Genomic DNA, 25196 nt, shown 5'->3' on the forward strand with positions numbered 1-25196 from the left:
GGTATGACGACCGGCGTTCCCCTTTCGACGGCCCCCCGACGGCGCTCGCGCGCCCGCACCTTCCTTCCGCTGGCGGTCGCCGCCTGGCTGATCCTGGAGATCTGGCTGCTGAGCCTGGTCGCCGGCGCGGCCGGCGGGCTGACCGTCGCGGCGCTCCTCGCAGGCGGGATCGTGCTCGGCGTCGTGGTCATCAAGCGGGCCGGGCGCCGGGCCTTCAAGAACCTGACGAACACGTTCCAGCAGGCGCAGCAGGGGCAGCAGCCCGCCGCGCAGCAGCCGGGCGGCGGCAACGGCCTCACGATGCTGGCCGGTCTGCTCCTGATCCTGCCGGGCCTGCTCTCCGACGTGGCCGGACTGCTCCTGCTGATCCCGCCCGTCCGGGCGTGGGCCGGCCGTCGCCTGACCGGCTCGTTGCAGCGGCAGATGGCCGCCGCCCCGGCGGGCAGCTTCGGTGACGCGTTCCAGCAGGCCCGCATCCACTACCCCGACGGCAAGGTCGTCCAGGGCGAGGTCATCCGCGAGGACGGGCCGCAGCAGCCGCAGCGGCCGGGCCCCGACGCCGGGTACCGGCCGCCGCTGGCGCCCTGACACAACAAGCCGAACAAAGCGGAACAAGCCGAGGGCCCCCACCACAGTTCGTGGTGGGGGCCCTCGGCTTGTGCTCCGCGTCCGGCTGTCAGGCGGACTTGCGGCTGTCCCGCGGATGCACGGCAATGTTCATGGCGCCGGAACGCAGGACCGCCAGCCTCTCGGCCAGCACTTCCTCCAGTTCCTCGCGGGTGCGTCGCTCCATGAGCATGTCCCAGTGCGTTCGCGCAGGCTTGCCCTTCTTCTCTTCGGGCCCGTCCCCGTCAACCAGGAGTGCCATGGCGCCACACGCCTTGCACTCCCACTCCGGCGGAATCTCTGCCTCAACCGAGAACGGCATCTCAAATCGATGTCCGTTCTGGCATGCGTACTCCACCGCCTGGCGCGGGGCCAGATCGATGCCGCGGTCCGTCTCGTAGCTGGTAACCACGAGCCGCGTACCGCGGAGAGCTCGCTCACTCATGAATCGTGCCTCCCGGGCTTGTCGCCCACAGGACAGGTGTCGCTGTCGTCGTCATCCGGTCAACGTCCGGTCGGCGGTATAGATTCCCGCTCCGGGTGATGCGTCGCCCGTCGTGCCGCCCCTTGTTGTACCCACCAGTGCCCGTTTTGTCACATCTGGCAGCAGATGTCACCCAACGTCTTCAGTTCTTCAGCGCGCAGTAACGGTCCGGCTGGCAGGCCAAAGGCGTACACTACCGGCCCTTCGCTTCAACGTCGAAATCCGTTCGGAATTCGTATGAAGATCCGGGTCCGCACCGCCGCCCGACCTCCTCCGGTGCGCCTCGTGGATCCGTTCGGAGCCGCTCAGATCCGCTCGGGAACAGGATTCCCCGCCGCCGCGATCGCGCGCCGCACCGGCACTCGCGCCAGCAGCACGAAACCCAGTGCGAAGAAGGCCACCAACGAGATGATCGCGTCCCGGTAGCTGCCCGTGACCTGGTACGTGATCCCGAACACCAGCGGTCCGATCCAGCTCACCCCGCGGTCGCTCATCTCGTACGCCGAGAAGTACTCGGCCTCCTTGCCGGCCGGCACCAGGTGCGAGAACAGCGAACGCGACAGGGCCTGGCTGCCGCCCAGCACCAGCCCGATCATCGACGCCAGGGCGAAGAACCACACCGGCGCGCCCGCCGGCAGGAAGTACCCGGCGGCCAGGGTCACGGTCCAGGCCACCAGTGATCCGAGGATGGTCTTCTTCGCGCCGTAGGACACGGCCAGCCGGCCCATCGCCATCGCGCCCGCCACGGCGAGGATCTGCACCAGCAGCACCGCCGTGATGAGCGTCGAGTCCTCCAGCCCCAGCTCCTGCTTGCCGTAGACGGAGGCCTGCGAGATCACGGTCTGGATCCCGTCGTTGTAGACCAGGTAGGCCAGCAGGAACGACAGCGTCAGCGGGTGCCGGCGCATGTCCTTGAGCGTGGCGACCAGCTGCTTCCACCCCGACCCGGCGGCCGGGTGGCCGGTCCCCGACCGGACCACCGCCCGGTCCCGCAGCCGGCGCAGCGGGATGATCGCGAACGCGCCCCACCACAGGCCGGCCGAGGCCAGGCAGATCCGCACCGCCGCGTCCTTGGAGACGCCGAAGGACTCGTGCGACTGGAACAGGACCAGGTTCAGGATCAGGACGAAGGCACCGGCCGTGTAGCCGAACGCCCAGCCGCGCGAGGAGACGGTGTCCCGCTCGTGCGGCTCCGCGATCTGCGGCAGGTAGGAGTTGTAGAGCACCATCGACACCGACATCGCCGCGTTCGCCACGATCAGCAGGAAACCGCCCAGCAGATAGCGGTCCCCGCCCAGCAGGAACATCGCGGTGGTCGCCGCCGCGCCCGTGTACGCCGCCGCCGCGAGCAGCGGCTTCTTGCGGCCCGTACGGTCCGCCGCCGCGCCCACCAGCGGCATCGCCAGGACCGCGACGATCACCGACATCGAGACGGCGTACGCGAAGAACGAGCCGGACCGGACCGGGATCCCCAACGGGTGGACGTACCCCTGGGCGTCCTGGGCGGCCTCGGCCATCGTCGACAGGTACGGGCCGATGAACACCGTCAGCACGGTCGAGGAGTAGACCGAGCACGCGAAGTCGTAGAAGTACCAGCCCCGCTGCTCGCGCTTGCGCTCGGCCGCGCCCGGCGCCGGCCCCTCGGGCGCGGTCCCCGCGCCCTGTTCCGTCGTCTCCGCACTCACCGGTTCCCCCTCGTTCCCGTTCGGCACGGGGAGGGTGAGCCGGCGGTTCTGGCAGGTCAGGCCCAGGCTCCGCGCTGGTCCAGCACCGTGCGCAAGATGTCGATCCGGTCGGTCATGATGCCATCCACACCGAGGTCGAGGAGAGCCTCCATACGTTGCGGTTCGTTCACGGTCCACACGTGCACCTGGAGCCCGCGTGCGTGCGCGGCGCGCACGAACCTGCGGTCGACCACCCGGATGCCCGCCTGGGTCTCCGGTACCTGCGCCGCCACCGCCCCCACCCGCAGCGCCGCCGGGATCGCGTACGAGCGCAGCCGCAGGCCGACCACGCCGCGGACCCCGTACGAGGTCGCCAGCCGGGGACCGGCGATCTTCTGGGCCCGGGCCACCCGGCTCTCGGAGAACGAGCCCACGCACACCCGGTCCCAGACGCCCGCCCGCGCGATCAGGTTGACCAGCGGGTGCAGGGCCGACTCGGACTTGATGTCGATGTTCCAGCGGGCCTCGGGGAACTCCTCCAGGAGCTCCTCGAAGAGCGGCAGCGGCTCGGTGCCCGCCACGCGCGCCTCGCGGACCTTGCTCCAGGTCAGCTCCGCGATCCGGCCCCGGCCGTCGGTGACCCGGTCGAGGGTGGAGTCGTGGAAGGCGACCAGCTTGCCGTCCGCGGTCGCGTGCACATCGGTCTCGAAGTACCGGTAGCCCGCGTCGGCGGCCCGCCGGAAGGCGGCGGTGGTGTTCTCCAGGCCGTCCGCGGCACCTCCCCGGTGTGCGAAGGGGATCGGAGCCGGGTGGTCCAGATACGGATGGCGAAGGCGTACGTGCGTCACCCGTCGCAGTATGCCCCGTGTGCCCGGTGGGGAGGGAGCGACCGGATGGCCGCACGGTGGTCGCACGGTGAACGGGGCGGCGCCCCCTGGTCCCGGTGGATCCCGGCATGACAGTCTGGGGCTGCGGAAGCGATCCAATACCGGCCCCGCCCGGGGTCGGGCGGGGCCAATTCGACGAAGGTGGACCGGACAGCATGGCAGAGTGGACCTCGGCGGTGGGTGCCGCACAGCTCGCCCGTCTCATCACCTCGCAGCAGGACCGGCCCGGTGTGCCCGGCGCGCGCAAGCTGCCGGCCTACCGGACCCTCGCCGACGGCATCCGGCTGCTCGTCCTCGAAGGCCGCGTCCCCGTCGCCGCCCGGCTGCCCGCCGAACGCGAGCTGGCCGTCTCCCTCTCCCTCTCCCGCACCACCGTCGCCGCCGCGTACGAGGCCCTGCGCGGGGAGGGATTCCTGGAGTCCCGCCGCGGCGCCGGCAGCTGGACCTCCGTACCGGCCGGGAACCCGCTGCCCGCCCGCGGCCTGGAACCGCTGCCGCCCGAGTCCCTCGGCTCGATGATCGACCTCGGCTGCGCCGCGCTCCCGGCCCCCGAGCCCTGGCTCACCAAGGCCGTGCAGGGCGCGCTGGAGGAGCTTCCGCCGTACGCGCACACCCACGGGGACTACCCCGCCGGGCTCCCCGCGCTGCGCCGGATGCTCGCCGACCGCTACACCGAGCGCGGCATCCCGACCATGCCCGAGCAGATCATGGTCACCACGGGCGCGATGGGCGCCATCGACGCCATCTGCAGTCTCTTCGCCGGGCGCGGGGAGCGGATCGCCGTCGAATCCCCCTCCTACGCCAACATCCTCCAGCTCATGCGCGCCGCCGGGGTGCGGCTCGTACCCGTCGCGATGGCCGACGGGCTGGCCGGCTGGGACATGACGGTGTGGCGGCAGGTGCTGCGCGACGCCGCGCCGCGCCTGGCGTACGTCGTCGCCGACTTCCACAACCCGACCGGGGCGCTGGCCTCGGACGAGCAGCGCCGCGCCATGGTGGAGGCGGCCCGCTCGGCCGGCACCGTGCTCGTCGTCGACGAGACCATGGCCGAGCTCCAGCTGGACCCGGAGCTTCGGATGCCGCGCCCGGTCTGCTCCTTCGACCCGGCCGGGTCGTCCGTGATCACCGTCGGCTCCGCCAGCAAGGCCTTCTGGGCCGGCATGCGGATCGGCTGGGTCCGCGCGGCGCCCGACGTGATCCGCAGCCTGGTCGCGGCCCGCGCGTACGCCGACCTCGGCACGCCGGTGCTGGAGCAGCTCGCGGTGAACTGGCTGATGCGCACCGGCGGCTGGGCGGAGGCCGTGCAGATCCGCCGTGACCAGGCCCGGGAGAACCGGGACGCGCTGGTGGCCGCGGTGCGCCGGGAGCTGCCGGACTGGGAGTTCGACGTGCCGCAGGGCGGGCTGACCCTGTGGGCGCGGGCGGGCGGCCTGTCCGGCTCGCGGCTGGCCGAGGTGGGCGAGCGGGTCGGCGTACGGGTCCCCTCCGGGCCGCGGTTCGGCGTCGACGGGGCCTTCGAGGGCTACGTCCGGCTGCCGTTCACCGTCGGCGGGCCGGTGGCCGAGGAGGCGGCGGTCCGCCTCGCGGCGGCCGCCCGCCTGGTCGGCACGGGCGCGGCCGGCAGCACGGCGGAGCCCCCGCGCACCTTCGTGGCGTAGGCCCCCCGCGCCGCCGACGGCCGTCGGCTCCTGCCGTGGGCGGCCGGTCCGGTCCGCTCAGGGGCCCACCGGCCAGGGGCCGCGGGCCGGCGGGGTCTCGGCCGGGACCTCCTCGATGTCGTCGTACGCCTCGAACTCCTCGTCGTCGAGGGAGTCCTCCTGCGCCCGGGCCGGGGGATGGACGATGTGCAGCGGCTTCGCGAGCGCCACCCGGCCCGGCCCGCCCGGGGACGGCAGCTGACGCCCCGGCAGCAGCTCCTGCACCGCCTGGCGGTGTCCCGGGTGCGCGGCGTCGTCGTACGGGTCCGGCGTGGCGGGTACCTGCAACCGGTGCACGGGACCCGAGCCGAGCCGCGCGTATCCCCGCCCCGGCGGCACCTGCGCCGTCGGCGTGGTGTTCGGCGCCAGCCCCAGTACGTCGGTGATCTGCTGGGCCGCGGCCGGGCCGAGCACGACCCGGGCCCGGGTGTGCTGCCAGACGGCGTCGTTCAGCAGCTCCAGGTGGTCGAACTGCTCGGCCACCACGACCGTGACGTGCGCGGCGCGCCCGTGCCGCAGCGGCACCTGGAGGTGGACGAGCGGGTCAGGGCCGCCCTCGGCGGTCGCGAGGTGGGCGAGCACGCTGGGCCGGTCCAGCAGGATCCACAGCGGCCGCCGGGTGTCCTCCGGCGCCGGCCGCCCGGCCTCGCGGGCGCGGTGCGCGGCGATCAGCCGCCGCTCGGTCTCGCGCGCGGCCCACTCCAGCGTGGCCAGCGCCCCCGCCGGGCCGCACTCCACGGCCAGGACGCCCGTACGACCGGACAGGCAGGCGAACTCCCCGCTGCCGCCGCCCTCGACGATCAGCACCTCGCCCCCGTGGTGCAGGGCCTGCAGGGCGATCGAGCGCAGCAGGGAGGAGGCTCCGCTGCCGGGCCGGCCGACGGCCAGCAGGTGCGGTTCGGTAGAGCGGGGGCCGGTGCGCCAGATCACCGGCGGCGCGTCGCGCGGCTCGCCGTCCTCCAGGACGGGCAGGGTGCGCTGCACCGCGGTGGCGTCGGTGAAGCCGAGCACGGTCTCGCCGGGCGAAGTGACGAACGGCTGCGCCGCGATGCCCGTCGGCAGCGGCGCGAGCACCGTCAGGTCGAGCTGGTTGCCCTCCTCGTCCCAGTCGAAGAGGTACTCCCGGCCCCGCCCGGACTTGGCGTGCAGCAGGGTCTCGATCCGGGCCCGCGAGGCGGCCTCGCCGTCGGTGAAGTACGCGGGATAGCGGATCCGCAGCCGGGTGATGCGGCCCGCCTCGTCGAAGGCGTAGCCGCTGAAGGCCGTGTCCCACTCCCCGCCGTGGGCGAAGAGCGGGTTCGGGTCCTCGGGGATGGAGAAATACGGCACGAGCGCCTCGTACAGGGCGCCGAGCCGTTCGGTCTCGGCCTCGCTCGGCCCGGTCCTGACCGGGGTCCGGTCGCGGCCGTGCCAGGCCGCCGCCGCCATCAGGGTGACGAGGGTGAGCAGGGGCCCGTACGGGACGAGCGCGAGCACGAGGACGCAGGCGGCGCCCAGGAACAGCGCGGGACCACGCTTGTCCTTGGGCGTCCCGGCCCATTTGCGACGCCCGGCCGAGGCCAGCACGCGCAGGCCGCGTCCGATGACGAGGAGCGGATGGAAGACGTCCGTGGCGCTGTCGGCGGCCGTGCGAGCGAGGTCGCGGCCCCGTGCCAGCGACGTGGTGCCGTTGCTGAGGATGCGGGGGAGTGGGCGCCGGGCCACGGTCGTCTCCTGGAGTCGGGTGGTGCGGAACGGTGGGGCCGGGGTCAGAGCTTGATCCCGCCGAGGAGGCTCGCGAGGCTCGCCGTGCTCGCCGTGATGCTCGGGGCGATGGCGGAGCCGGCCAGGAAGAAGCCGAACAGCGAGCAGACGAACGCGTGGGACAGCTTCATCCCGTCCTTCTTGAAGAAGAGGAAGGCGATGATGCCGAGCAGGACGACGCCTGAGATGGACAGGATCATGAGAGGTTCTCCTGGTGGGTGGGGACGGTCACCATCAGTTGTTCCAGGCTCACAGGAAGTATCAATGCGATAAAAGGTGCATACGGGTGAATCGCGGCTTTTTTCACTTGACCGGCGCAGCCCGGCTGGCGCGTCCGCGGCGAAGGGGATCCTTGCCTCGGCAGGGCCCCCGTATGTGCAGGTCCGGGCGCTACTCTGGCGATTCACCCGTACGGTCGCTGTGCCGTACGCCCCCCTGCCCGCCCGGTCCGGGGAATCTCACGTCAACAGCGAGTGGAAGGCGGTACGACAGATGAGCGAGCACGAGCCCACCCAGGGCGGCTCCCAGGGCGCTCCCGACGAGGACGTCATCGAGCTGGCCACCAAGATCTTCGACCTCGCCCGGCAGGGTGAGACCGAGACGCTCACCGCGTACCTGGACGCCGGAGTCCCGGCCAACCTCACCAACGACCGGGGCGACACCCTCGTCATGCTGGCCGCCTACCACGGCCACGCCGCCACCGTCTCGGCCCTGCTGGCCCGCGGCGCCGAGGCCGACCGCGCCAACGACCGCGGGCAGACCCCGCTCGCCGGCGCCGTCTTCAAGGGCGAGGAGACCGTCATCCGCGCGCTGCTCGACGGAGGCGCCGACCCGACCGCCGGAACCCCCTCCGCCGTGGACACCGCCCGCATGTTCGCCAAGGCCGACCTGCTGGAACTCTTCGGAGCCGAGTAGTCCGTTTTTGCCCGTGACCTGGCAGGGTCCGACCGGTCCGCCACCTCACGGAATGGTCACGGCGGCCGTAAATGTGGTCGCGGTGCACAAACCGGCTGGGTCATCATGGCGACGGATTCGATTCGCGGACACGACGGACGGGCAGGAGCGGGCAGGACACGACGGGTGTCCGGACCCAGCCCCTGCGCGAACCCGGCCGACGTGGTCGCGGAGCACCGACGAGAGTGAGAAGGCAATGGTCTACATCGAGCGGAACATGACGGCGGACGTCCTCACATGCTGTTACGCGGCCCTGTGAATCCCGATTCCCGGTTGCGTCCCCAGCTTGATTTGAGGCCATTCCCATGTTCGAACCAGTCATAGCGCCAAGCGGCACCCTGCTCGGGCTCCTCCAGCGGGGCCGCGGCGACGGCACGCTGCACGCCCTGGCGGCGCCCCGGGCGGAGGCCCTCGCGGCCCTCAACCAGTGCGTGGTCAGCGACCCGCGCCAGGACTGGCAGGTCGAGAACCGCTCGCTGTACTACGCCCGCCTGTACCTGGACCTCGACGGCCCCCTCGGTGCCATCGAGAACCACCTCTTCAGCGCGGACGACCTCGTCGACGACTCGGACCACCGGACGGGCCTCGCCCTGTCCGTCCTGGGCCACCTGGCCTCGTACGGCCGCGACGACGCCCTCATGCTGCTGCGCCGCTACGCCGCCTCCGGCGCCAACTGGGCCTGGGCCCTCGACGAGCTCGCCCTGCGCGACGACGACGAGGGGCTGCGCGGGCTCGCCGCGCCCGTGCTCGCCAGATTCCCGGCCGGTGCCGAGGGCGAGGCGCGGCTGGCCGCCGCCGTCCGCGACGCCTACGAGCCCCGGCCCTGGTGTCTGTGGGAAGAGTCACCCGACCACGGCGACCGCCTGCGCGCGGCCCGCCAGCAGGGCTCCTTCGACCGCTGGCAGCGCCAGCTCACCCCGAACGGGCCCCGGCCCGGCTGGGGGGTCCAGGCCGTGTTCGACTGGGCCGCCGACGGCCTCCGCCGCGGCACCCCGCTGCACGTGCCCGCCGCGCGCTGCCTCGCCGCCGTGGCCGCGCCCGAGGACCGCTCCGCGATCCTCGCCGCCGCCGCCGGAGCGGGCGGCGAGGCCGCCCGGGCCACCGCCCTGCACCACCTCGTCCTCGCCGAGCCGGAGAACCCGGCCGTACTGGACCTCATCGAAGCCGCCGGTGACGAGCCGGCCGTGGCCGCCTACGAGCGCATGTGCGGCCCCGCCGCCGTCGACCGGGCCCGGCAGTGGATCCACCGCCCCGACGCGCTGGGCGCCGCCGCCGGCGCCCTCCTGGCCGCCCGCGGCGGGCCCGAGGACACCGCACTCGTCCTGGGCGCCCTGCGCTCGACGGTCCGCGGCTCCGGCCCGGACGCCCAGCGGCTGTTCGCCCTGGTCGACGGCGCCGGCCGGCTGTCCATCGGCTGCGCGGCGCCGGTCCTGCGCCACATCTACCGCGAGACGGCCTCGTCCCACCTGCGCGGGCGCGCGGCGCGCGCCCTGGCCAGCACGGACCCCTCCTTCGCGGCGGGCTTCGCCGTCGAATGCCTCTGGGACTGCGAGGAGACCACCCGCGAGGTGGCCGCCCGCCACGCGGAGACGGCCGACGCCCGGGTCGCCCCGCGCCTGCGCCGTCTGGCGGCCGATCCCGCCGAGGAAGAGGACGTCCAGTCGGCGGTACGCAGCAGGATCGCCCCGGAATCGGCCGTGTAGACCCCGGCCGTACACGCCCTCGGCCCGGCCCCCCGGCGAACGGGAGGCCGGGCCGAGGCGCGTCAGGGCCGCGCCGGTGGTGCTCCGGGGGAGGACGGCTGCCCGGCCGAGAAGTCGATCTCGCAGGAGGGCACCTTCTCCGTCGCGATGACGCCGACCGAGACGCCGTCGACGCGGGGCGCGGGCTTCGCGGCGCGTGCGAGGACGAGGGTGTGTCCCTCGGGGACGGTCTTGGCGGTGATCCGCAGCATCCGCTGGTCGCCGTCCATGACGAACGGCAGCGCGTCCGGGTCCTGTTCCTTCCACTTCCCACTCGCCGGGTCGTACTCCGGGCCGAGGTGTCCGCCGCCCGGATCCGAGCACTCGCCCGGGGGCCTGCGCTGGACCATCGCGACCCGGACCCCGAGTGCCCGGAGCTTGTCCACGGTCTCGGGCACGCCCTCGTACGAGGGCCAGGCGACCAGGATCGTGCCGTCGCCCCGCACGACCGGTTCGGTCGCGGACGACGTGCCCGCCGGCCGCGAGCCCCCGCCGCCCCCGCCGCCCGGAAGGGCCACCAGCCCGAGCACGGCGGCGGTCGCCAGGCCCACGGCGAGCGGAACTCCGTACCGCCGGACGAAGGAGCGGGCCGGCGTGGGCGCGGGCTCCTCCGGAAGGCGGGCCAGCAGGGCGGCCTTCAGCCGGTCCTCGAACCCGTGCGGCCTGCCGCCGCCCGGCGCGCTGCCGGTCGGCCGGTTGCCGGTCGTCATGTTGTCGTTCGGCCCGTTGTCGTTCATCGGACTGCCTCCAGCCGGTTCTCGTGGACGGGGCCCGGCGTGCGCAGGGCGCGGCGGGCACGGTGCAAACGGACGCGGACCGTCGCCTGGGTGACGCCCAGCGCCTGCGCGGCCTCGGCGGGACTCAGCTGGTCGACCACGACCAGGTCGAGGGCCGCGCGCAGCGGCTCGGACAACGCCGCATGGCGCTCGGCGAGCACGCGGAAGGCGCGCTGGGCGTCGATCCGCTCCTCCAGCGCGGCCACGTCCTCGTCGTCGAGGAGCCTGCGGCCGCTGAGCCGGGCCAGGGCGCCGCTCTCCCTGGCCCGGCCGCGGGCGTGGCCCGCCAGTACGTTGCGGGCGATGCCGAACAGCCAGGCGACCGGCACTCCCCTGTGGTGCCGGTACCCCTTGGCCGATGCCATCGCGGCGAGGAAGACGTCCGCCGTGAGGTCCGCCGCCAGATGGGCGTCGCAGACCCGGCGGGTGACGAACCCGAGGACGGCGTCGACGTGTTCCTCGTAGAACGCCGCGAACCCGTCGGGCGTGGTGAGATCCGGCGGTCCGGTCTCCTGGCGTGGGCTGCGCACCCGGTTCCTCCCTTGTGCCGGGGGCCCGGTCGGCCCCCCTCACCCGGTACTTGGCCGCAAACCCCGCAACCGTTTCACCGGGCCCGCACGAACCTCACCGGCACCCCCGGCCGGGCCTGGGCCGCCGCGTCGAGCGCCGGGCCCGGAGGGACCACGCCCACCACCGGGTAGCCGCCCGTCACCGGGTGGTCGGCCAGGAAGACCACCGGGAGGCCGTCCGGGGGGACCTGGACGGCCCCCAGGACCATGCCCTCGCTCGGAAGCTCGCCGCCGCGGGCGCGCTCCAGCCGTGGCCCGGCCTCGGTGCGCAGGCCGATGCGGTTCGACGCCGGCGAGACCCGGAACGCGGCGCGCCACAGCGCCGCGAGCGAAGCCGGCTCGAACCAGTCCGCCCGCGGCCCCGGCCGCAACGGCAGCACCAGTCCGGCCCGCGTCCCCGGCACCCCGGGCACCCGCAGCGCGTCCGCCCCGCGGACCGGATCCGGACCGGCCGGGCCCACCGGCAGGACCGTCCCGGCCGACAGGACGGCCGGCCCCAGCCCCGAGAGCAGGTCGGTCGAGCGGGAGCCCAGGACCGGCGGTACGGCGAACCCGCCCCGCACCGCGACGTAGCTGCGCACCCCCGGCTCCGCCCGGCCCACCTCCAGCTCCGCGCCGGCCCGGAGCCGTACCGGGGCTCCCCATGCCACCGCGCGCCCTGACACCCGTACGGCGCAGGGCGCGCCCGTGACCGCCACCGTCACGGGGGCCAGGGCCCGCAGACCGACCCCGTCCAGGGTGGTCTCCAGGGCGGCGGCCTCCGGCGGATTGCCGAGCAGCCGGTTGGCCAGCCCGAGGGCGCCCGCGTCCAGCGCCCCCGACCGCGGCACCCCCAGGTGCGCGTACCCGGGCCGGCCCAGGTCCTGGACCGTGGTCAGCGCCCCCGCCCGGACGACCTCCAGCGCGGCCCCCGTCATCGCGACGCCTCCTCGAACCGCACCCGTACCCCCGGCGCGAACAGCGCCGCCGGCTCCCGCTGCGGGTCCCACAGCACCGCGTCGGCCGTCCCGACCAGCTGCCAGCCGCCGGGGGAGGAGCGCGGGTACACCCCGGCGTACTCGCCGGCGAAGGCCAGCGAGCCCGCCGGCACGGCCGTACGGGGTGTCGCCCGCCGGGAGAGGTGGAAGCGCTCCGGAAGCCCCGTCAGGTAGCCGAAGCCCGGCGCGAACCCGCAGAAGGCCACCCGGAAGACGGTGTCCCCGACGACCCCGGCGACCTCCCGCTCCGCGACCCCCCACAGCCGGGCCACCTCCGCCAGGTCCGGCCCGTCGTACCGCACCGGGACCGTGACCAGCGGCCCCTCGGTCTCCGCGAGCGGCGGCACCTCCCAGCGCGCGATGCGCTCCGCCAGCGCGCGCGGTCCGCGCACGCCGTCCAGCAGCACCGTCCGCGCCGCGGGCACCACGTCCCGTACGGCGCCCAGCTCGCCCGCGTCCCGACGCCGCAGCAGCTCGGCGTGGAGCGCCGCCACCTCCGCCGCCGAGTCCAGCTCGATCAGCAGCGCCTCGCCGCCCACCACCAGCGGCCTCACGCGAAGGCCTCCACGCGGACGCCCGCCGCGGCCAGCGCCTCGCGGACCCGCAGGGCGAGTCCGGCCGCCCCCGGGGTGTCCCCGTGCAGGCACAGCGAGCGCGCCGCGACCGCCACCCGGGAGCCGTCGGCGGCGGACACCGCGCCCTCGGCCGCCATCGCGACCGCGCGGGCGACCACGGCGTCCGGGTCGTGCACCACCGCCCCCGGCTCGCCGCGCGGCACCAGCGTTCCGGCGGCCGTGTACGCCCGGTCGGCGAAGGCCTCCGGCACGGCCGCGAGCCCCGCCGCCTCGGCCGCGGACAGCAGCAGCGAGCCCGGCAGGCCCAGGACGGGCAGGCCGGCGGCCCCCGCCGCCATGCGCACCCCGGCGACGACGGCGCCGGCCTGGTCGGGGTCGTGGACCGTGCGGTTGTACAGCGCCCCGTGCGGTTTCACGTACGACACCCGGGAGCCGGCCGCACGGGCGAAGACCTCCAGCGCCCCGATCTGGTACGCCACCTCGTCGGCCAGTTCGGCCGCCGGCACGTCCATCGAGCGCCGCCCGAAGCCCGCCAGATCGCGGTACGAGACCTGCGCGCCGATCCGTACCCCCCGCTCCGCGGCCAGCGCGCAGACCCGCCGCATGATGGACGGATCACCGGCGTGGAAGCCGCACGCCACGTTGGCGCTCGTGACGACGGACAGCAGGGCCTCGTCGTCGGTCAGCGTCCAGCGCCCGAAGCCCTCGCCGAGATCGGCGTTGAGGTCGATCAGAGATGTGATCATGGAAGCCATGCGGTGAGCGTAGAACGTGCGGACGCCGGACACGGCGTGTCCGGCGGGAACGCCCGGCTGTCCCCGGGACCGATCGGCCCGAACCATGCCGTTTGGGATGTTGTCCGTGTCAGCGCCTAGTCTTTGTCCGTGACTCTCCCCGCCCCGGCGAAGACCCTTCCGTCCCCGGCGCCGGGCCCGGCCGCCGACGAGGGCCTGGCCCGGCGGCTGCGTGCGCTCGCCTGCACCGCCCCGCTGCACGACCTCGACGTACGCAAGGCCAATCTCGCCGGCGAGTACGGGATCTACGCGATGGCGGAGGTCGCGCTGGCCGCGATCGACCTGGTCACGCTCAACATGGACTTCGACACCGGCGCCGACCACGAGCAGATAGTGGCCAGGCTGCTGCCGCGCGTCGCCGCGCAGGCACCGCACCGCCCGGCGGCCGAGCACGAGCGGGTGGCCCGCTGGGTGCTGGAGAACCTGATCAACGTCGGCAGCGTCGACCGGGGCTTCCGCGCGATCTACGGCACGTTCGGCCCCGACGGGGTGTACGTCCGGCGGGACTACGACTTCAAACTGATCGAAGAGGTCCCCGGCTACGGCGGGGCCGTCTACCTCCGCACGACGGACGAAGCCGTCAACGTGCTGGTCGGCGCCCTCGACACGGACGTCACCAGCGCGCAGATCGCGGCCGAGGTGAAGCTGGAGGTCCTGATCAGCCGGGGCCGCCTCGCCGACGCCCAGCTCGCCGCCGAGCAGGCCCGCTACCGCACGGTGCAGTACGCGGAGACCCTGCGCCGCACGCTGGACGCGACCCGGCGCAACGTCCGGGCGGTGGACTGGCTGCAGTCGGTGCCGGACATGATCGAGGAGGCCCTCGACCACGTCGCCGACCGCTACCGGCACGAGAACGCGATCCTGACCAACATCCGCCGGGCGCGCGACGAGGCGGAGGAGCCCGAGAACAAGCGGCGCGCCGCCGAGCTCGTCGACATCGTCAAGGACTGCATCCGCCGCCACACCCAGCTCCAGTCGAGGCTGCTGGACGCGGGCCCGCTGTTCCGCGCCGAGCAGGACCGGCAGGCCTTCGCGGCCCCCGCGCCGCGCTCCGGGATCGACCTGTACGGGCAGCTCGTCGCGCCCGTGCTGCCGCTGCCGCTCGCCCGGGCCTCCCGGGTCACGGACGCCTTCTTCGCCTCGGCGGTCGGCCTGCGGACCCCGGTCTCGGTGCGCGTCACCGACCTGGTCGAGATACTGCTGACGCCGCCGGTGGAGCGGGAGCACCTGGGCGCGGAGATGCCGGAGCCGGACCTGATCGCGACCCCGGACGACAGCCGGTTCAGCGAGGAGCAGCTCGCCGCCGCGATGGAGCTCCTGGACCTGCCGCACGACGCCCCGCGCAGGCTGTCGGGACTGCTCGCCGAGGCCCGGCGCAGCGACCCGGACCTGCCGTACCTGGTGGCCCTGCTGGCCGTCCACGCGGCGAGCCCGGCCGTCGGCACGGCCTACCGCCAGGGCGAGGAGCGGCTGCTCTTCGCCGTGGACGACGGCACGCAGCTCGAAGACCCCGAGTTCGGCGGCGCGGACCTGATCGTCGGCACGGCCCTCCTGGACGCGGCCGCGATGACCGCGGACCGCACGGAGGCGGTATGACCCCCGCCGCGCCACCGTTCGGGGCTGCTCCCGCACCCGGGCCCGCTCCGGCACCCGGGCCCGCCGCTGGGCTCCGTAGTGCTGTTGGACCCCGGTCCGCCTGTCGGCGCCGGGCCGTGGCGGGTGGCCCCGGCCGCGTCGCCGCACCGCCGGGCGCCCGCCGGGCCCGGCCCGCAGGCCGCACCGGCACCGCCCCCGCCCGCCCCGCACCCCGCATCCGTACCGCCGAGGAGACCCACCCGTGAGCGACCACCACGCCGAGCACCCCGCGTGGAGCGAGCCCGACGCACCGTCGGCTCCCGTCGCGCCCGCCGCGGGCGGGTCCGCCCCCGCGGGGCACGCCTCCGCAGGGGCCGTCACCCCCGCCGACGCCGCGGACGCGGCCCGGCTCGTCGCGTTCGGGCTCCAGCCCAAGCTGCTCCCGGCCCGCGACGCCGAGTACTCCGAACTGCTGCGCCGCTACCGCGAGGAGCCGGCCTTCGGCCGCCTCGCCGACGCCGTCGCCACCGGCCTCGGCCTCGTCGTCCTGGAGGTGTCCCCGCGCGCCGGCATGGCCGTCGCCGCCGGCGAGGACTCCGTCTTCGCCGTCCGGATGGGCGACTACGCCCGCCGTACCACCGCCGACTCCGCCGACCGGTTCCTGCACGGCCTCGCCCACCTCGCCGTCGCCGCCCTCGCCTTCCCCCGCCCCGAGGACCTCGCCGACGACGGCTACATCGGCCGCGTCACCGTCAACGGGGTCGACGCCTTCGTCCGGCAGACCTGCCGCCGCCTGGAGGAGCGCGCCGAGGAGCTCGGCGAGAACACCGACCCGGCCACCGACGCCCCCGGCCTGGAGGCCGCCTGGCGCGTCTACGCCCGCCGCAGCGCCACCGGCGCCACCAAGGACGCCCGCCGCCTCGCCGGCTCCACCACCGGCATCGTCGGCAAGGCGGCCGCGTTCCTCACCGACTCCGGCTTCCTCCAGCGCACCGGCGACGACGCCGGCGGCACCTACCGCACCACCCCCCGCTACCAGCTCCAGGTCCGCGACATGGCGGGCAGCGCGGCCATGGCCGAGCTCCTGGAACTCGGCGTGGTCCCCGTCAGCGACGGCTCCGCCAGCCTCCTGCCGCCGCCCGAAGGCGACGACCTGGAGCTCGCCGCCGACGCCGGCCTGCCCTTCCACGCCTGAGTCCGCGCCCCACCCGTACGCACGACCTACGAGAGACCACGAGAGTCCGCCGCCATGTACGAGCTGTCCCGGATCCGCCTCTACTCCATCGGGCCCGCCGGCGCGCGCTACGCCGACACCGTGCTCGACCTGCGCGGAGTCGGTGAGCCGGTGCCCCACCCGGCGCCCGCCCAGGCGGAGTTCTTCGAGGACGAGCCCACCGGTCCGCCGCGCCGCCCGGCCCCCGCCGGCGTGCTCTTCCTGGAGAACGGCGGCGGCAAGTCCGTCCTGCTCAAGCTGATCTTCTCGGTGATGCTGCCCGGCCACCGCAACACCCTCGGCGGCGCCAGCTCCGGCGTGCTGCGCAAGTTCCTGCTCGCCGACGACTGCGGCCACGTGGCCCTGGAGTGGCAGCACACCCAGACCGGCGAGTGCGTGGTCGTCGGCAAGGTCAGCGAATGGCGCGGCCGCCAGGTCTCCAACGACCCGCGCAAGTTCGCCGAGGCCTGGTACTCCTTCCGCCCCGGCCCGGGCCTGAGCCTGGACAACCTCCCCGTCGCCGAGGCCACCGCCGTGCGCCCGCCCGTCGAAGGCGTCTCCGGCGCCCGCGGCCGCCGCCGCACGATGAAGGGCTTCCGCGACGCCCTCACCGAGGCCGGCAAGGCGTACCCGCACCTGGAGGTGTACTTCGAGGAGATCCACGACCGCTGGAACGAGCACCTCACCGAACTCGGCCTCGACCCCGAACTCTTCCGCTACCAGCGCGAGATGAACGCCGACGAGGGCGAGGCCGCCGGCCTCTTCGCGGTCAAGAAGGACTCCGACTTCACCGACCTGCTGCTGCGCGCGGTCACCGACACCCGCGACACCGACGGCCTCGCCGACCTGGTCCACGGCTTCGGCAACAAGCTCGGCCGCCGCGCCGAGCTCATGGCGGAACGGGATTTCACCGCCGGCTCGGTGGACCTCCTCACCAAGATCGTCGAGGCCGCCGAGACCCGCTCCCGGCTCCGCGACGTCCACGCGGGCGCCGAGCGCCGCACCCGCACCCTCGCCCGGCGGCTGTCCGCCCGCGCCGCCGAGGAGCGCGGCCGCGCCGCCGACCTCGCGCAGCGGGTCACCGGCGCCGCCCACGGCGTCACCTCCGCCGAGTCCGCGCGGGCCCGCAGCGCCGCCGTCTCCGCCGAACTCGCCTACCGGCACGCCTCGCTGGCGCTGACCGTCGCCGACAAGGCCGCCGCCGCCCAGCGCCGCGAGCTCCTCGAAGCCCGCACCCTGCACTCCGCGTGGCAGGCCGCCGAGATCGTGCTGCGCCACCGCGCCGCCGCCGACCGCTCCGCCCGGGTCGCCGCCGCGATCCTGGAGGCCGAGCGGGACGCCGCCCCGGCGCTCGCCGCCCGGGCGAGCGCCGCCGCCGCTCTCGTACGGGCCCTGCACACCGCCGCCGAGAACGGGGAGCGCGTCGCCAACGAGGAGGAGGAGCGGTCCGCCGCCCTCCAGGAGGCGGGCGAGGCCGCGCACCGCGACGCCACCGCCGCCGCCACCGGCGCCCAGCGGGCCCGCAGCGAGGCCGAACACCTGCGGGCCCGACTCGCCGAGGTCCAGCAGGAGACCGCCGAGGCCGTACGGGCCGGCTGGCTCGACGACTCCGCCCCCGACGCGGACCCGGCGCGCGCCGCCCTGGCCGCCTCCGACGCCGAGAAGACCACCGTGGCCGCCTGGGACGAGTCCCGCGAGGCCGCCCGGGCCACCGCCGACGCCGCCCGCGAGGCCGCCGCGGCCGAGTCCCGCGCCGAACTCACCGCCGCCCGCGCCGCGGACGCCGCCGACGCGGCCGAGGCCGCCCACGACGCCGAGCACCGGGCGGCCGCCTCCCTGGCCGCCTCCCCCCGCCTGGCGGAGCTGCTGGGCCTCCCGACGGCCCCCGAAACCTTCCTCCCCCACCCGCGTACGGGCACCCCGGAAACCGGTACGCCCGCCGGGCCGGCGGCCCCCGGCGCCGCCGGCTCCCGCACCGCCGACGCGAACGCCGCGGGCGGCGGGCTCACGGTCGAGGACCTCGACCGGAACGCCGACGAACTGCGCGAGATGCTCACCCGCGGGGTCGGGGCGGCCGAGCGGCAGCTGTTCGAACTGCGCACCGCCGCCGCCGACGACGCCCGCATCCTCGGCGCCCTCGGCGACGGCGGGCTGCTGCCGCCCGGCCCCGACGTCCTCGCCACCGTCGAGTACCTCGGTGAACACGGCATTCCGGCCCTGCCCGGCTGGCGCTACCTGGCGCAGTCCGTGGACCCGGCCGACCACGCCCGCGTCCTCGCCGCCCGCCCCGAGCTCGTCGACGGCGTCGTCATCACCGACCCCGACACCCACGCCCGGGCCCGCGAGGTCCTCTCCGCGGCCGCCCTGCTGCCCCGCTCCGCCGTCGCCGTCGGCACCGCCGCCGCCCTGCTGGCGCCGGTGCCGCCCGCCCACGGCGAGGGCACGGACACGGGGGTGTTCCTCGTACCGCCGAACCCGGCCATGCACGACGAGCACGCCGCCGACGAGGAACGCCAGGCGCTGCGCACCCGCGCCACCGCCCGCGACACCGAGATCCGCGACCTGGCCGCCCGCCTCGCCGGCGACCGTGAACTCGCCGCCCGCCTCGCCTCCTGGCGCACCGGCTGCCCGCCCGGCCGGCTCGCCGAGCTCGCGCAGCAGGCCGAGGCCGCCCGCGCCTTCGCCGAGGAGGCCGACGCCGAGCTCGCGGAGGCCCGTACCGTACGGGCCGAGGCCGACGAGGCCGCCGCCGACGCCGCCCGCGTCCGCGACGAGCGCCAGGACGCCGCCCAGCGGGCCCGCCGCGCGGCCGACGCCCTCGCCGGGCTCGCCTTCCGGCTGCGCGAGCGCGCCGGCTGGCAGGCCAAGGTGCGCGAACTCGCCGACGACGCCGCCGAGTGCGAGGCCCGCGCCGAGGTCTGCCTGGACCGGGCCCGCGCCGCCGACGAGGACCGCCGCGCCGCCCAGCGCGCCGCCGACGACGCCCGGCGCACCGCCCGCGCGCTGCGTGCCGAGCGCGCCGAGATCGCCGGCGCCCCCGAGACCCTGCCCGAGGACGACGGCGCCGCCAAGGCACCCCTGCCCGACCTGCGCGAGGCCTACCGCGCCGCCTCCCGGCTGTACGAGAAGGTCGGCGTCGGCGCCGACCTGCGCGCCGAACAGGCCCGCGCCGAGAGCGACGAGAGCGCGGCCCTCGCCGAACTCGACCGGCTCACGAACAAGGTCCGCACGCGCGCCGCGCAGCTGCTCGAAGGAACCGACGGCGCCGACGGACCCTCCCGGCAGGCGGCCGCCGCCCGCGCCGAGTCCCTCGTACAGATGCTGGAGACCCGCGCTCAGGTCGCCAGCGAGCAGCTCGGCCGGCTGCGCGGCGAGGCCGAACGGCACGCCCCCACCGAGGGCGAGGCCCACACCGACCTGCCGCAGGAGATGATCCCGGGCGACGTGGAGCAGGCCCAGGCCATGCTGCGCACCGCCACCGCGCAGCTGGCCGCGCACACCGCGGCCGTGGAGAGCGCCCGGGCCGCCCACGCCGACCTGCTGCGCGCCCACCGCACCGCCGAGGACGGCGCCGGAGGCTTCGACGAGACCGCGGCCATGCTGCGGGACCTGCTGCGCGACCACACCCACCAGGACGACGAGCAGGAGCCGGCCGCCCACCCCGGCACCCTGGAGGAGGCCCGGCAGTCCGCCGCCGAGGCCCGCCGCTCCCTGCGCGGCTGCGCGGCCGACCTCTCGGCCGCCGAGGCGGCGGTGCGCGAGGCGAGCGACATCCTGGTGCGTCACGCCAACGCCAACCGCTACGAGCAGGTACGCACCCCCGCGCGCCAGCAGATCCGCGAACTGCCCGCCTCCGCCCTGCCCGAGCACGCCGCGGCCTGGGCCGCCGCCTTCGCGCCCCGGCTGCGCGTCCTGACCGACGAACTGGCCCAGCTGGAACGCAACCGCGACAGCATCGTCGACCGGCTGCGCGGACTCGTGGAGTCCGCCCTGGCCACCCTGCGCTCCGCCCAGCGGCTCTCCCAGCTTCCCGAGGGGCTGGGGGAGTGGTCGGGGCAGGAGTTCCTGCGCATCCGCTTCGAGGAGCCGGACCAGGCCACCCTCACGGAGCGCCTCGGCGAGGTCATCGACGAGGCGACCCGCGCGGCCGTGAAGAAGAACAGCAGCGCCTCCTTCGGAGAGGGCCGGCGCGACGGCATGTCCCTGCTCCTGCGCGGAGTCCAGGCGGCCCTGGAGCCCAAGGGCATCTCCGTCGAGATCCTCAAGCCGGACGCGGTGCTGCGCGCCGAGCGCGTCCCGGTGGGGCAGATGGGCGACGTGTTCTCCGGCGGCCAGCTGCTGACCGCCGCGATCGCGCTGTACTGCACGATGGCGGCCCTGCGCAGCAACGACCGCGGCCGCGACAAGCACCGCCACGCGGGCACGCTGTTCCTCGACAACCCGATCGGTCGCGCGAACGCCACGTACCTGCTGGAACTCCAGCGGGCCGTCTCGGACGCGCTCGGTGTCCAGCTGCTCTACACGACCGGCCTGTTCGACACCACGGCCCTCGCCGAGTTCCCGTTGGTCATCCGGTTGCGCAATGACGCGGACCTGCGGGCGGGGCTGAAGTACATCAGCGTCGAGGAGCACCTGCGCCCGGGCCTGCCCCAGCAGTCCCCGGAGGAGGAGACCATCCACGGCGAGATCACGGCGACCCGCATGTTCCGCCGCTCCGCGACCGTTTCCTGACCGCGCACCGCGCACCGCGCACCGCGCACCGCGCACCGCGCACCGCGCACCGCGCACCGCGCACCGCGCGCCGCGCGCACCGGGCAGCCCGGACACCCCGGGCGCCCCGGCCCGGGCAGGCCCCGGCGGCCCCGTACGGGCCTCAGCCCCGGCCCGAGCTCGCCCGGTAGCGCCGGTCCGCACCGGGCGGCGGCCACGCGGCCGGGCGGGCGCCCGCGGGCGCCCCACCGCTCCGCGGTATTCGGCCCGGCCCGCCGCCCGGCTGCCGGCGGGCCTCCGCACGGGCCTCCTGGCGGGCCCGGCGCTGCTCGCGCCGACGGCCGCGCGCGGTACTGCTCGGCTCCGACACCACCCCGTACCGCTGGTTCCACATCTGCCGGGTGATCAGCACGTCCAGCACGCCCCACGTGGCCACCACCGTCCCGGCTATCGCGCCGAGCGCCATCGGCAGGGCCAGCCAGGAGCCGGTCAGCGTCAGGAAGAAGGTGACCGTCGCCTGGGTCAGCGTCACGGCCACGATCAGCACCGCCCGCACCGCCGAGTCCCGCACCGGATCCGGCATCCGGCGCCGCCGCGCCGGCTCCTCCTGCCACAGCGACCGCCCGCGCGCGCCCACCATCACACCGTCGTCCTCGTACATCCCCATCCCACGCTCCCCCTGGCCCGTCCCCTCAACCAGCTAGACGTTCGAAACCGCCGAGAGATTCCCGTTTCCAACTGACTTCTCCCCAGCACCTGCCCATCCCGGAACGAAGAATTCCAGCCATCCATTCGGTTGCGGGAACCGACGCCCCACCAAGTGTCATCTGCCACATAACGGACCGCTCTTGACCGGATGTGTCGGACAACTGCTGATCTACGCCCCGGCACCCGGCCGAAAACGTCCGGACACGCCTTCGAAGCCGCTCCCCGGCAGTAGTAGGCTCACGCCGTTTAAATGACGGAACACCGACCCCTGCCAACGGGGTTGAGCTGGGGGAGGCTGGGGAGGCCATGCGCTTTCGCGGGAAGTCCATCCGCCGGAAGATCGTGGCGTTGCTCCTTGTGCCGCTCGTCTCCCTCACCGCCCTCTGGGGCTTCGCGACCGTGCTCACCGGGCGCCAGGCCGTCGAACTCCTCGACGTCGCCTACGTCATCGACAAGGTCGGCTACCCCGTCGAGGACGTCGTCCGCGTCATCCAGAAGGAGCGCCGCCAGAGCCTCGTCGTCCTCGGCGACCCGCGCGCCTCCACCGCGACCGCCGAACTCGCCAAGCGCCGCGCCGCCACCGACGAGCTCGTGGACCGCATCGGCAAGAACGCCAAGGACCCCGAGGTCTCGGACGAACTCGCCCCGGCGGCCGCCCAGCGCCTCGACTCCATCCTCGACGCCTTCCACGGCATCGGCGCCCTGCGCCGCTCCGTCGACCAGAACACCCTCGACCCGAGCCAGGCGCTGGAGCTCTACAGCCGTCTCGTCGACCCCTGCTACGACTTCCTCATGAACCTCCACGCCCTGGAGAACGTGGAGATGGACAAGCAGGGCCGCGCCCTGGTCGGCATCACCCGCGCCCGCGAGGCACTCTCGCGCGAGGACGCCGTCGTGGCCGCCGCCCTCGCGGCCCGCAACGTGACCCCCGCCGACGTCCGGCACGTCTCCGACTTTGCCGCGAACCGCGCCCTGCTCTACGAGTTCAACCTCGCGATCCTCCCGTCCGACGACCGCGAGCAGTTCGAGCAGTACTGGGGTGGCCCCGACACCAAGCCGCTGCGCGACCTGGAGGAACGGTTCGTCGCCGGCGGTCCCGGCAAGAACCCGCGCATCACCGCCGCCCAGTGGGACGAGGCCGCGGGCAAGGTCCTCGACGACCTCGCCACCATGGGCACCGCCGCGGGCGACCGCTACCAGAAGCGCGTCGAACCCGTCGCCATGGACGTCCTCGTCCAGGCGGCCATCGCCGGCGTCCTCGGCTTCATCGCCCTCGTCTTCTCCGTCGTCCTCTCCGTGCGCATCGGCCGCGACCTGGTCCGCGACCTGTCCCGGCTCCGCAAGGAGGCCCACGAGGTCTCCGGCGTCCGGCTGCCCGCCGTCATGCGCCGCCTCGCCGCCGGCGAACACGTCGACGTCGAGACCGAGGCCCCGCGCCTGGAGTACGAGAAGGACGAGGTCGGCCAGGTCGGCCAGGCCCTCAACACCCTCCAGCGCGCCGCCGTCGAAGCCGCCGTCAAGCAGGCCGAGCTCCGCCGGGGCGTCTCCGAGGTGTTCGTCAACCTCGCCCGCCGCAACCAGGTCCTTCTGCACCGCCAGCTGACCCTGCTCGACACCATGGAGCGGCGCACCGAGGACGCCGAGGAACTCGCCGACCTCTTCCGCCTCGACCACATGACCACCCGCATGCGCCGTCACGCCGAGGGCCTCGTGATCCTCTCCGGCGCGGCCCCCTCCCGCCAGTGGCGCAAGCCCGTCCAGCTCATGGACGTCGTACGGGCCGCCGTCGCCGAGGTCGAGGACTACGAGCGCATCGAGGTGCGCAGGCTGCCGCGGCTCGGCATCGCCGGCCCCGCCGTCGCCGACGTCACCCACCTCGTCGCCGAACTCCTGGAGAACGCCACCGTGTTCTCCCCGCCGCACACCGCCGTCCAGGTCCACGGCGAACGCGTCGCCAACGGCTTCACCCTCGAAATCCACGACCGCGGCCTCGGCATGAACCCGGAGGCCCTGCTCGACGCGAACCTCCGGCTCGCCGAGACCCCCGAGTTCGAACTCTCCGACACCGACCGCCTCGGCCTGTTCGTCGTCAGCCGCCTCGCGCAGCGCCACGCCGTCAAGGTCGTCCTCCAGCCCAGCCCGTACGGCGGCACCACCGCCGTGGTGTTCCTCCCGGCGGCCCTGCTCACCGAGGCCCCCGAGACCAACGGCACCGGCCTGCGCCTGGGCGACGGCAAGGGCGGCCGGCCCGGCCTCGGCACCAAGAACCGGCAGGGCCCCGCCCGGCCCGCCCCGGCCGCCATGGAGCGCGCCCCGGCAGGCCGCACGCTCGCCGCCCCCGAACTGCGCGGTCCGGTGGAACTGGAGGCCCCGCTCGGCGCCCTCGGGCTGGACGGGCTCGACGACCCGGCCCCCCTCGACGAGCTCACCACCGGGATCGCCGGCCTCACCGGCGTCGGCGGCCGCCCCGCCATGGCCACCCTCGACGACGAGACCCCGCCGAACGGCACCCCGCGCAGCGCGCTGCTGGGGCTTCGCCCCGCGGACCGGGCCCCGCACACCGACCGCAAGGGCGGCCAGGAGCGCAAGGGCGGCAAGGACCGCGAGCCGCTGGCCCCCACCGGCCCGGTCCGCCTCGACAGCCACCGCACCGATCCGGTCCGCGGCGCCCGCTCCGACGCGTCCCGCTCCCAGGGCGGCGCCGTACCGCTGCCGCGCCGCAGGCCCACCCCGACCCTGGTCGCCGAGCACGGCCGCCGCGTGGAGCCCCGCCCGGTCAGCGCGGTCCCCGGGCCCGGGGCGGAGCCGGAGCACAGCGCCAAGGGCCCCGGCGGGCTGCCCAAGCGCGTCCGCCAGGCCAACCTGGCGCCCCAGCTGAAGAACGCCCAGGCGTCCGCACCCGCCGACGCCGCCGCGGACCAGGTGGTCCACCGCGACGCCGAAGAGGTCCGTACGCGCATGTCCGCACTCCAGCGCGGCTGGACGGCGGGCCGCACCCAGCAAGCACAGCAGCAGTCCGCAGCCGGGGCAGGCACTTCCGCCGCCACAGGTGACGGATACGAGAACGAGGGGGACGGTCGATGACCGCACCGCAGACCGGCAACGACACCCGGGGCCGCGGCTCCGGTCCGCTCAACTGGCTCCTCGACGAGCTCGTCGACCGGGTCGCCAGCATCCGCAAGGCGGTGGTCCTCTCCGGCGACGGCCTGCCCACCGGCAGCTCGAAGGACCTGACCCGCGAGGACAGCGAGCACCTGGCCGCCGTGGCCTCCGGCTTCCACAGCCTGGCCAAGGGCGTCGGCCGCCACTTCGAGTCCGGCAGCGTCCGCCAGACCGTGGTCGAGCTGGACGAGGCCTTCCTCTTCGTCATGGCCGCCGGCGACGGCAGCTGCCTGGCCGTGCTCTCCGACGCCGACTCCGACGTCGGGCAGGTCGCGTACGAGATGACCCTCATGGTCAAGCGGGTAGGCGACCACCTGGCGACCGCTCCCCGCTCCGGGCTGCCAGCCGGAGGGTGAGGCG

20 protein-coding genes are annotated in these 25196 nt (G+C 75.0%); 9 read left to right on the forward strand and 11 right to left on the reverse strand.

What is annotated here, in order from left to right; all coding sequences use genetic code 11:
- Nucleotides 1-3 precede the first annotated feature (3 nt).
- Nucleotides 4-588 carry an FxsA family membrane protein gene (gene fxsA, locus CP980_RS27810; RefSeq protein ID WP_150529304.1) on the forward strand — a complete coding sequence of 195 codons (585 nt, stop codon included), beginning with the start codon at nt 4-6 and terminating at the stop codon, nt 586-588.
- A gap of 88 nt (nt 589-676) precedes the next feature.
- Here the strand turns inward: fxsA and CP980_RS27815 are convergent, their stop codons facing one another.
- The 3 genes from CP980_RS27815 to CP980_RS27825 all read right to left on the reverse strand — a co-directional run bounded on the left by CP980_RS27815 (nt 677) and on the right by CP980_RS27825 (nt 3602).
- Nucleotides 677-1051, reverse strand: a complete 375-nt coding sequence (locus CP980_RS27815) for an RNA polymerase-binding protein RbpA (RefSeq protein ID WP_007262928.1) — start codon at nt 1049-1051, stop codon at nt 677-679.
- Between the two features lie 344 nt (nt 1052-1395).
- On the reverse strand, nt 1396-2775 hold the full coding sequence (locus tag CP980_RS27820) for an MFS transporter (RefSeq protein ID WP_132761219.1): 1380 nt from the start codon (nt 2773-2775) through the stop codon (nt 1396-1398).
- Nucleotides 2776-2831: 56 nt separating this feature from the next.
- Entirely contained in the window at nt 2832-3602 is a 771-nt protein-coding gene (locus CP980_RS27825; RefSeq protein ID WP_150529305.1) for a glycerophosphodiester phosphodiesterase family protein, read from the reverse strand.
- A gap of 194 nt (nt 3603-3796) precedes the next feature.
- On the opposite strand from CP980_RS27825, the gene CP980_RS27830 reads away from it, so the two are divergent.
- Nucleotides 3797-5299 (forward strand): SCO1417 family PLP biosynthesis transcription factor, encoded by a 1503-nt coding sequence (locus tag CP980_RS27830; RefSeq protein ID WP_132761221.1) that lies wholly within the window; start codon nt 3797-3799, stop codon nt 5297-5299.
- A 57-nt stretch (nt 5300-5356) separates the two neighbouring features.
- Here the strand turns inward: CP980_RS27830 and CP980_RS27835 are convergent, their stop codons facing one another.
- Both CP980_RS27835 and CP980_RS27840 read right to left on the reverse strand, forming a co-directional pair.
- Entirely contained in the window at nt 5357-7042 is a 1686-nt protein-coding gene (locus CP980_RS27835; protein ID WP_150529306.1) for a P-loop NTPase family protein, read from the reverse strand.
- A 44-nt stretch (nt 7043-7086) separates the two neighbouring features.
- Nucleotides 7087-7281: a hypothetical protein gene (locus CP980_RS27840; RefSeq protein WP_048475521.1), complete on the reverse strand. Its 195-nt coding sequence runs from the start codon at nt 7279-7281 to the stop codon at nt 7087-7089.
- Between the two features lie 292 nt (nt 7282-7573).
- Between CP980_RS27840 and CP980_RS27845 the strand changes: the two genes are divergently transcribed.
- The gene (locus CP980_RS27845) at nt 7574-7996 is read left to right on the forward strand and encodes an ankyrin repeat domain-containing protein (RefSeq protein ID WP_150529307.1); all 423 of its coding nucleotides are present in this window, start codon (nt 7574-7576) and stop codon (nt 7994-7996) included.
- Nucleotides 7997-8340: 344 nt separating this feature from the next.
- Nucleotides 8341-9738 (forward strand): HEAT repeat domain-containing protein, encoded by a 1398-nt coding sequence (locus CP980_RS27850; protein ID WP_150529308.1) that lies wholly within the window; start codon nt 8341-8343, stop codon nt 9736-9738.
- 62 nt (nt 9739-9800) lie between these two features.
- Here the strand turns inward: CP980_RS27850 and CP980_RS27855 are convergent, their stop codons facing one another.
- From CP980_RS27855 to CP980_RS27875, 5 genes are all read right to left on the reverse strand, one after another.
- Nucleotides 9801-10514, reverse strand: coding sequence for a hypothetical protein (locus CP980_RS27855; protein WP_132761225.1), 714 nt, complete (start codon nt 10512-10514; stop codon nt 9801-9803).
- Nucleotides 10511-11083, reverse strand: a complete 573-nt coding sequence (locus CP980_RS27860) for an RNA polymerase sigma factor (protein WP_132761226.1) — start codon at nt 11081-11083, stop codon at nt 10511-10513. Before CP980_RS27860 ends, CP980_RS27855 begins: the two co-directional genes overlap by 4 nt.
- A 74-nt stretch (nt 11084-11157) precedes the next feature.
- Nucleotides 11158-12039, reverse strand: a complete 882-nt coding sequence (locus CP980_RS27865) for a 5-oxoprolinase subunit C family protein (RefSeq protein ID WP_132761227.1) — start codon at nt 12037-12039, stop codon at nt 11158-11160.
- Entirely contained in the window at nt 12036-12653 is a 618-nt protein-coding gene (locus tag CP980_RS27870) for a 5-oxoprolinase subunit B family protein (RefSeq protein ID WP_150529309.1), read from the reverse strand. The genes CP980_RS27865 and CP980_RS27870 overlap by 4 nt, the downstream gene beginning before the upstream one ends.
- Nucleotides 12650-13408, reverse strand: a complete 759-nt coding sequence (locus tag CP980_RS27875) for a LamB/YcsF family protein (RefSeq protein ID WP_132761253.1) — start codon at nt 13406-13408, stop codon at nt 12650-12652. Before CP980_RS27875 ends, CP980_RS27870 begins: the two co-directional genes overlap by 4 nt.
- A gap of 150 nt (nt 13409-13558) precedes the next feature.
- Here CP980_RS27875 and CP980_RS27880 point away from each other — a divergent pair, with 150 nt between their 5' ends.
- The 3 genes from CP980_RS27880 (at nt 13559) to CP980_RS27890 (ending at nt 20987) form a co-directional block, all read left to right on the forward strand.
- A complete protein-coding gene (locus CP980_RS27880; RefSeq protein WP_229907405.1) occupies nt 13559-15064 on the forward strand; it encodes a hypothetical protein in 1506 nt (501 codons plus the stop codon).
- A 241-nt stretch (nt 15065-15305) separates the two neighbouring features.
- Nucleotides 15306-16238, forward strand: coding sequence for a hypothetical protein (locus CP980_RS27885; RefSeq protein WP_132761230.1), 933 nt, complete (start codon nt 15306-15308; stop codon nt 16236-16238).
- A gap of 54 nt (nt 16239-16292) precedes the next feature.
- A complete protein-coding gene (locus CP980_RS27890; RefSeq protein WP_150529310.1) occupies nt 16293-20987 on the forward strand; it encodes a hypothetical protein in 4695 nt (1564 codons plus the stop codon).
- A 142-nt stretch (nt 20988-21129) separates the two neighbouring features.
- Here the strand turns inward: CP980_RS27890 and CP980_RS36000 are convergent, their stop codons facing one another.
- Nucleotides 21130-21633, reverse strand: coding sequence for a hypothetical protein (locus tag CP980_RS36000; protein WP_229907404.1), 504 nt, complete (start codon nt 21631-21633; stop codon nt 21130-21132).
- Nucleotides 21634-22016: 383 nt separating this feature from the next.
- Here CP980_RS36000 and CP980_RS27900 point away from each other — a divergent pair, with 383 nt between their 5' ends.
- Together CP980_RS27900 and CP980_RS27905 are read left to right on the forward strand one after the other, a co-directional pair.
- Nucleotides 22017-24758 carry a sensor histidine kinase gene (locus CP980_RS27900; RefSeq protein ID WP_425281772.1) on the forward strand — a complete coding sequence of 914 codons (2742 nt, stop codon included), beginning with the start codon at nt 22017-22019 and terminating at the stop codon, nt 24756-24758.
- Nucleotides 24755-25192 (forward strand): roadblock/LC7 domain-containing protein, encoded by a 438-nt coding sequence (locus CP980_RS27905; RefSeq protein ID WP_030871925.1) that lies wholly within the window; start codon nt 24755-24757, stop codon nt 25190-25192. The genes CP980_RS27900 and CP980_RS27905 overlap by 4 nt, the downstream gene beginning before the upstream one ends.
- The last annotated feature ends 4 nt before the right edge of the window (nt 25193-25196 follow it).

The sequence above is a fragment of the Streptomyces vinaceus genome, from assembly GCF_008704935.1.
GTDB classification, from domain to species: domain Bacteria; phylum Actinomycetota; class Actinomycetes; order Streptomycetales; family Streptomycetaceae; genus Streptomyces; species Streptomyces vinaceus.

Bases quoted from the DNA above. Each gene is read 5' to 3' on its own strand.
- CP980_RS27845 (WP_150529307.1), top strand. From the start codon at position 7,574: ATGAGCGAGCACGAGCCCACCCAGGGCGGCTCCCAGGGCGCTCCCGAC.
- CP980_RS27815 (WP_007262928.1), bottom strand. From the start codon at position 1,051: ATGAGTGAGCGAGCTCTCCGCGGTACGCGGCTCGTGGTTACCAGCTAC.
- CP980_RS27850 (WP_150529308.1), top strand. From the start codon at position 8,341: ATGTTCGAACCAGTCATAGCGCCAAGCGGCACCCTGCTCGGGCTCCTC.
- fxsA (WP_150529304.1), top strand. From the start codon at position 4: ATGACGACCGGCGTTCCCCTTTCGACGGCCCCCCGACGGCGCTCGCGC.
- CP980_RS27830 (WP_132761221.1), top strand. From the start codon at position 3,797: ATGGCAGAGTGGACCTCGGCGGTGGGTGCCGCACAGCTCGCCCGTCTC.
- CP980_RS27855 (WP_132761225.1), bottom strand. From the start codon at position 10,514: ATGAACGACAACGGGCCGAACGACAACATGACGACCGGCAACCGGCCG.
- CP980_RS27905 (WP_030871925.1), top strand. From the start codon at position 24,755: ATGACCGCACCGCAGACCGGCAACGACACCCGGGGCCGCGGCTCCGGT.
- CP980_RS27890 (WP_150529310.1), top strand. From the start codon at position 16,293: ATGTACGAGCTGTCCCGGATCCGCCTCTACTCCATCGGGCCCGCCGGC.
- CP980_RS27840 (WP_048475521.1), bottom strand. From the start codon at position 7,281: ATGATCCTGTCCATCTCAGGCGTCGTCCTGCTCGGCATCATCGCCTTC.
- CP980_RS27865 (WP_132761227.1), bottom strand. From the start codon at position 12,039: ATGACGGGGGCCGCGCTGGAGGTCGTCCGGGCGGGGGCGCTGACCACG.
- CP980_RS36000 (WP_229907404.1), bottom strand. From the start codon at position 21,633: ATGGGGATGTACGAGGACGACGGTGTGATGGTGGGCGCGCGCGGGCGG.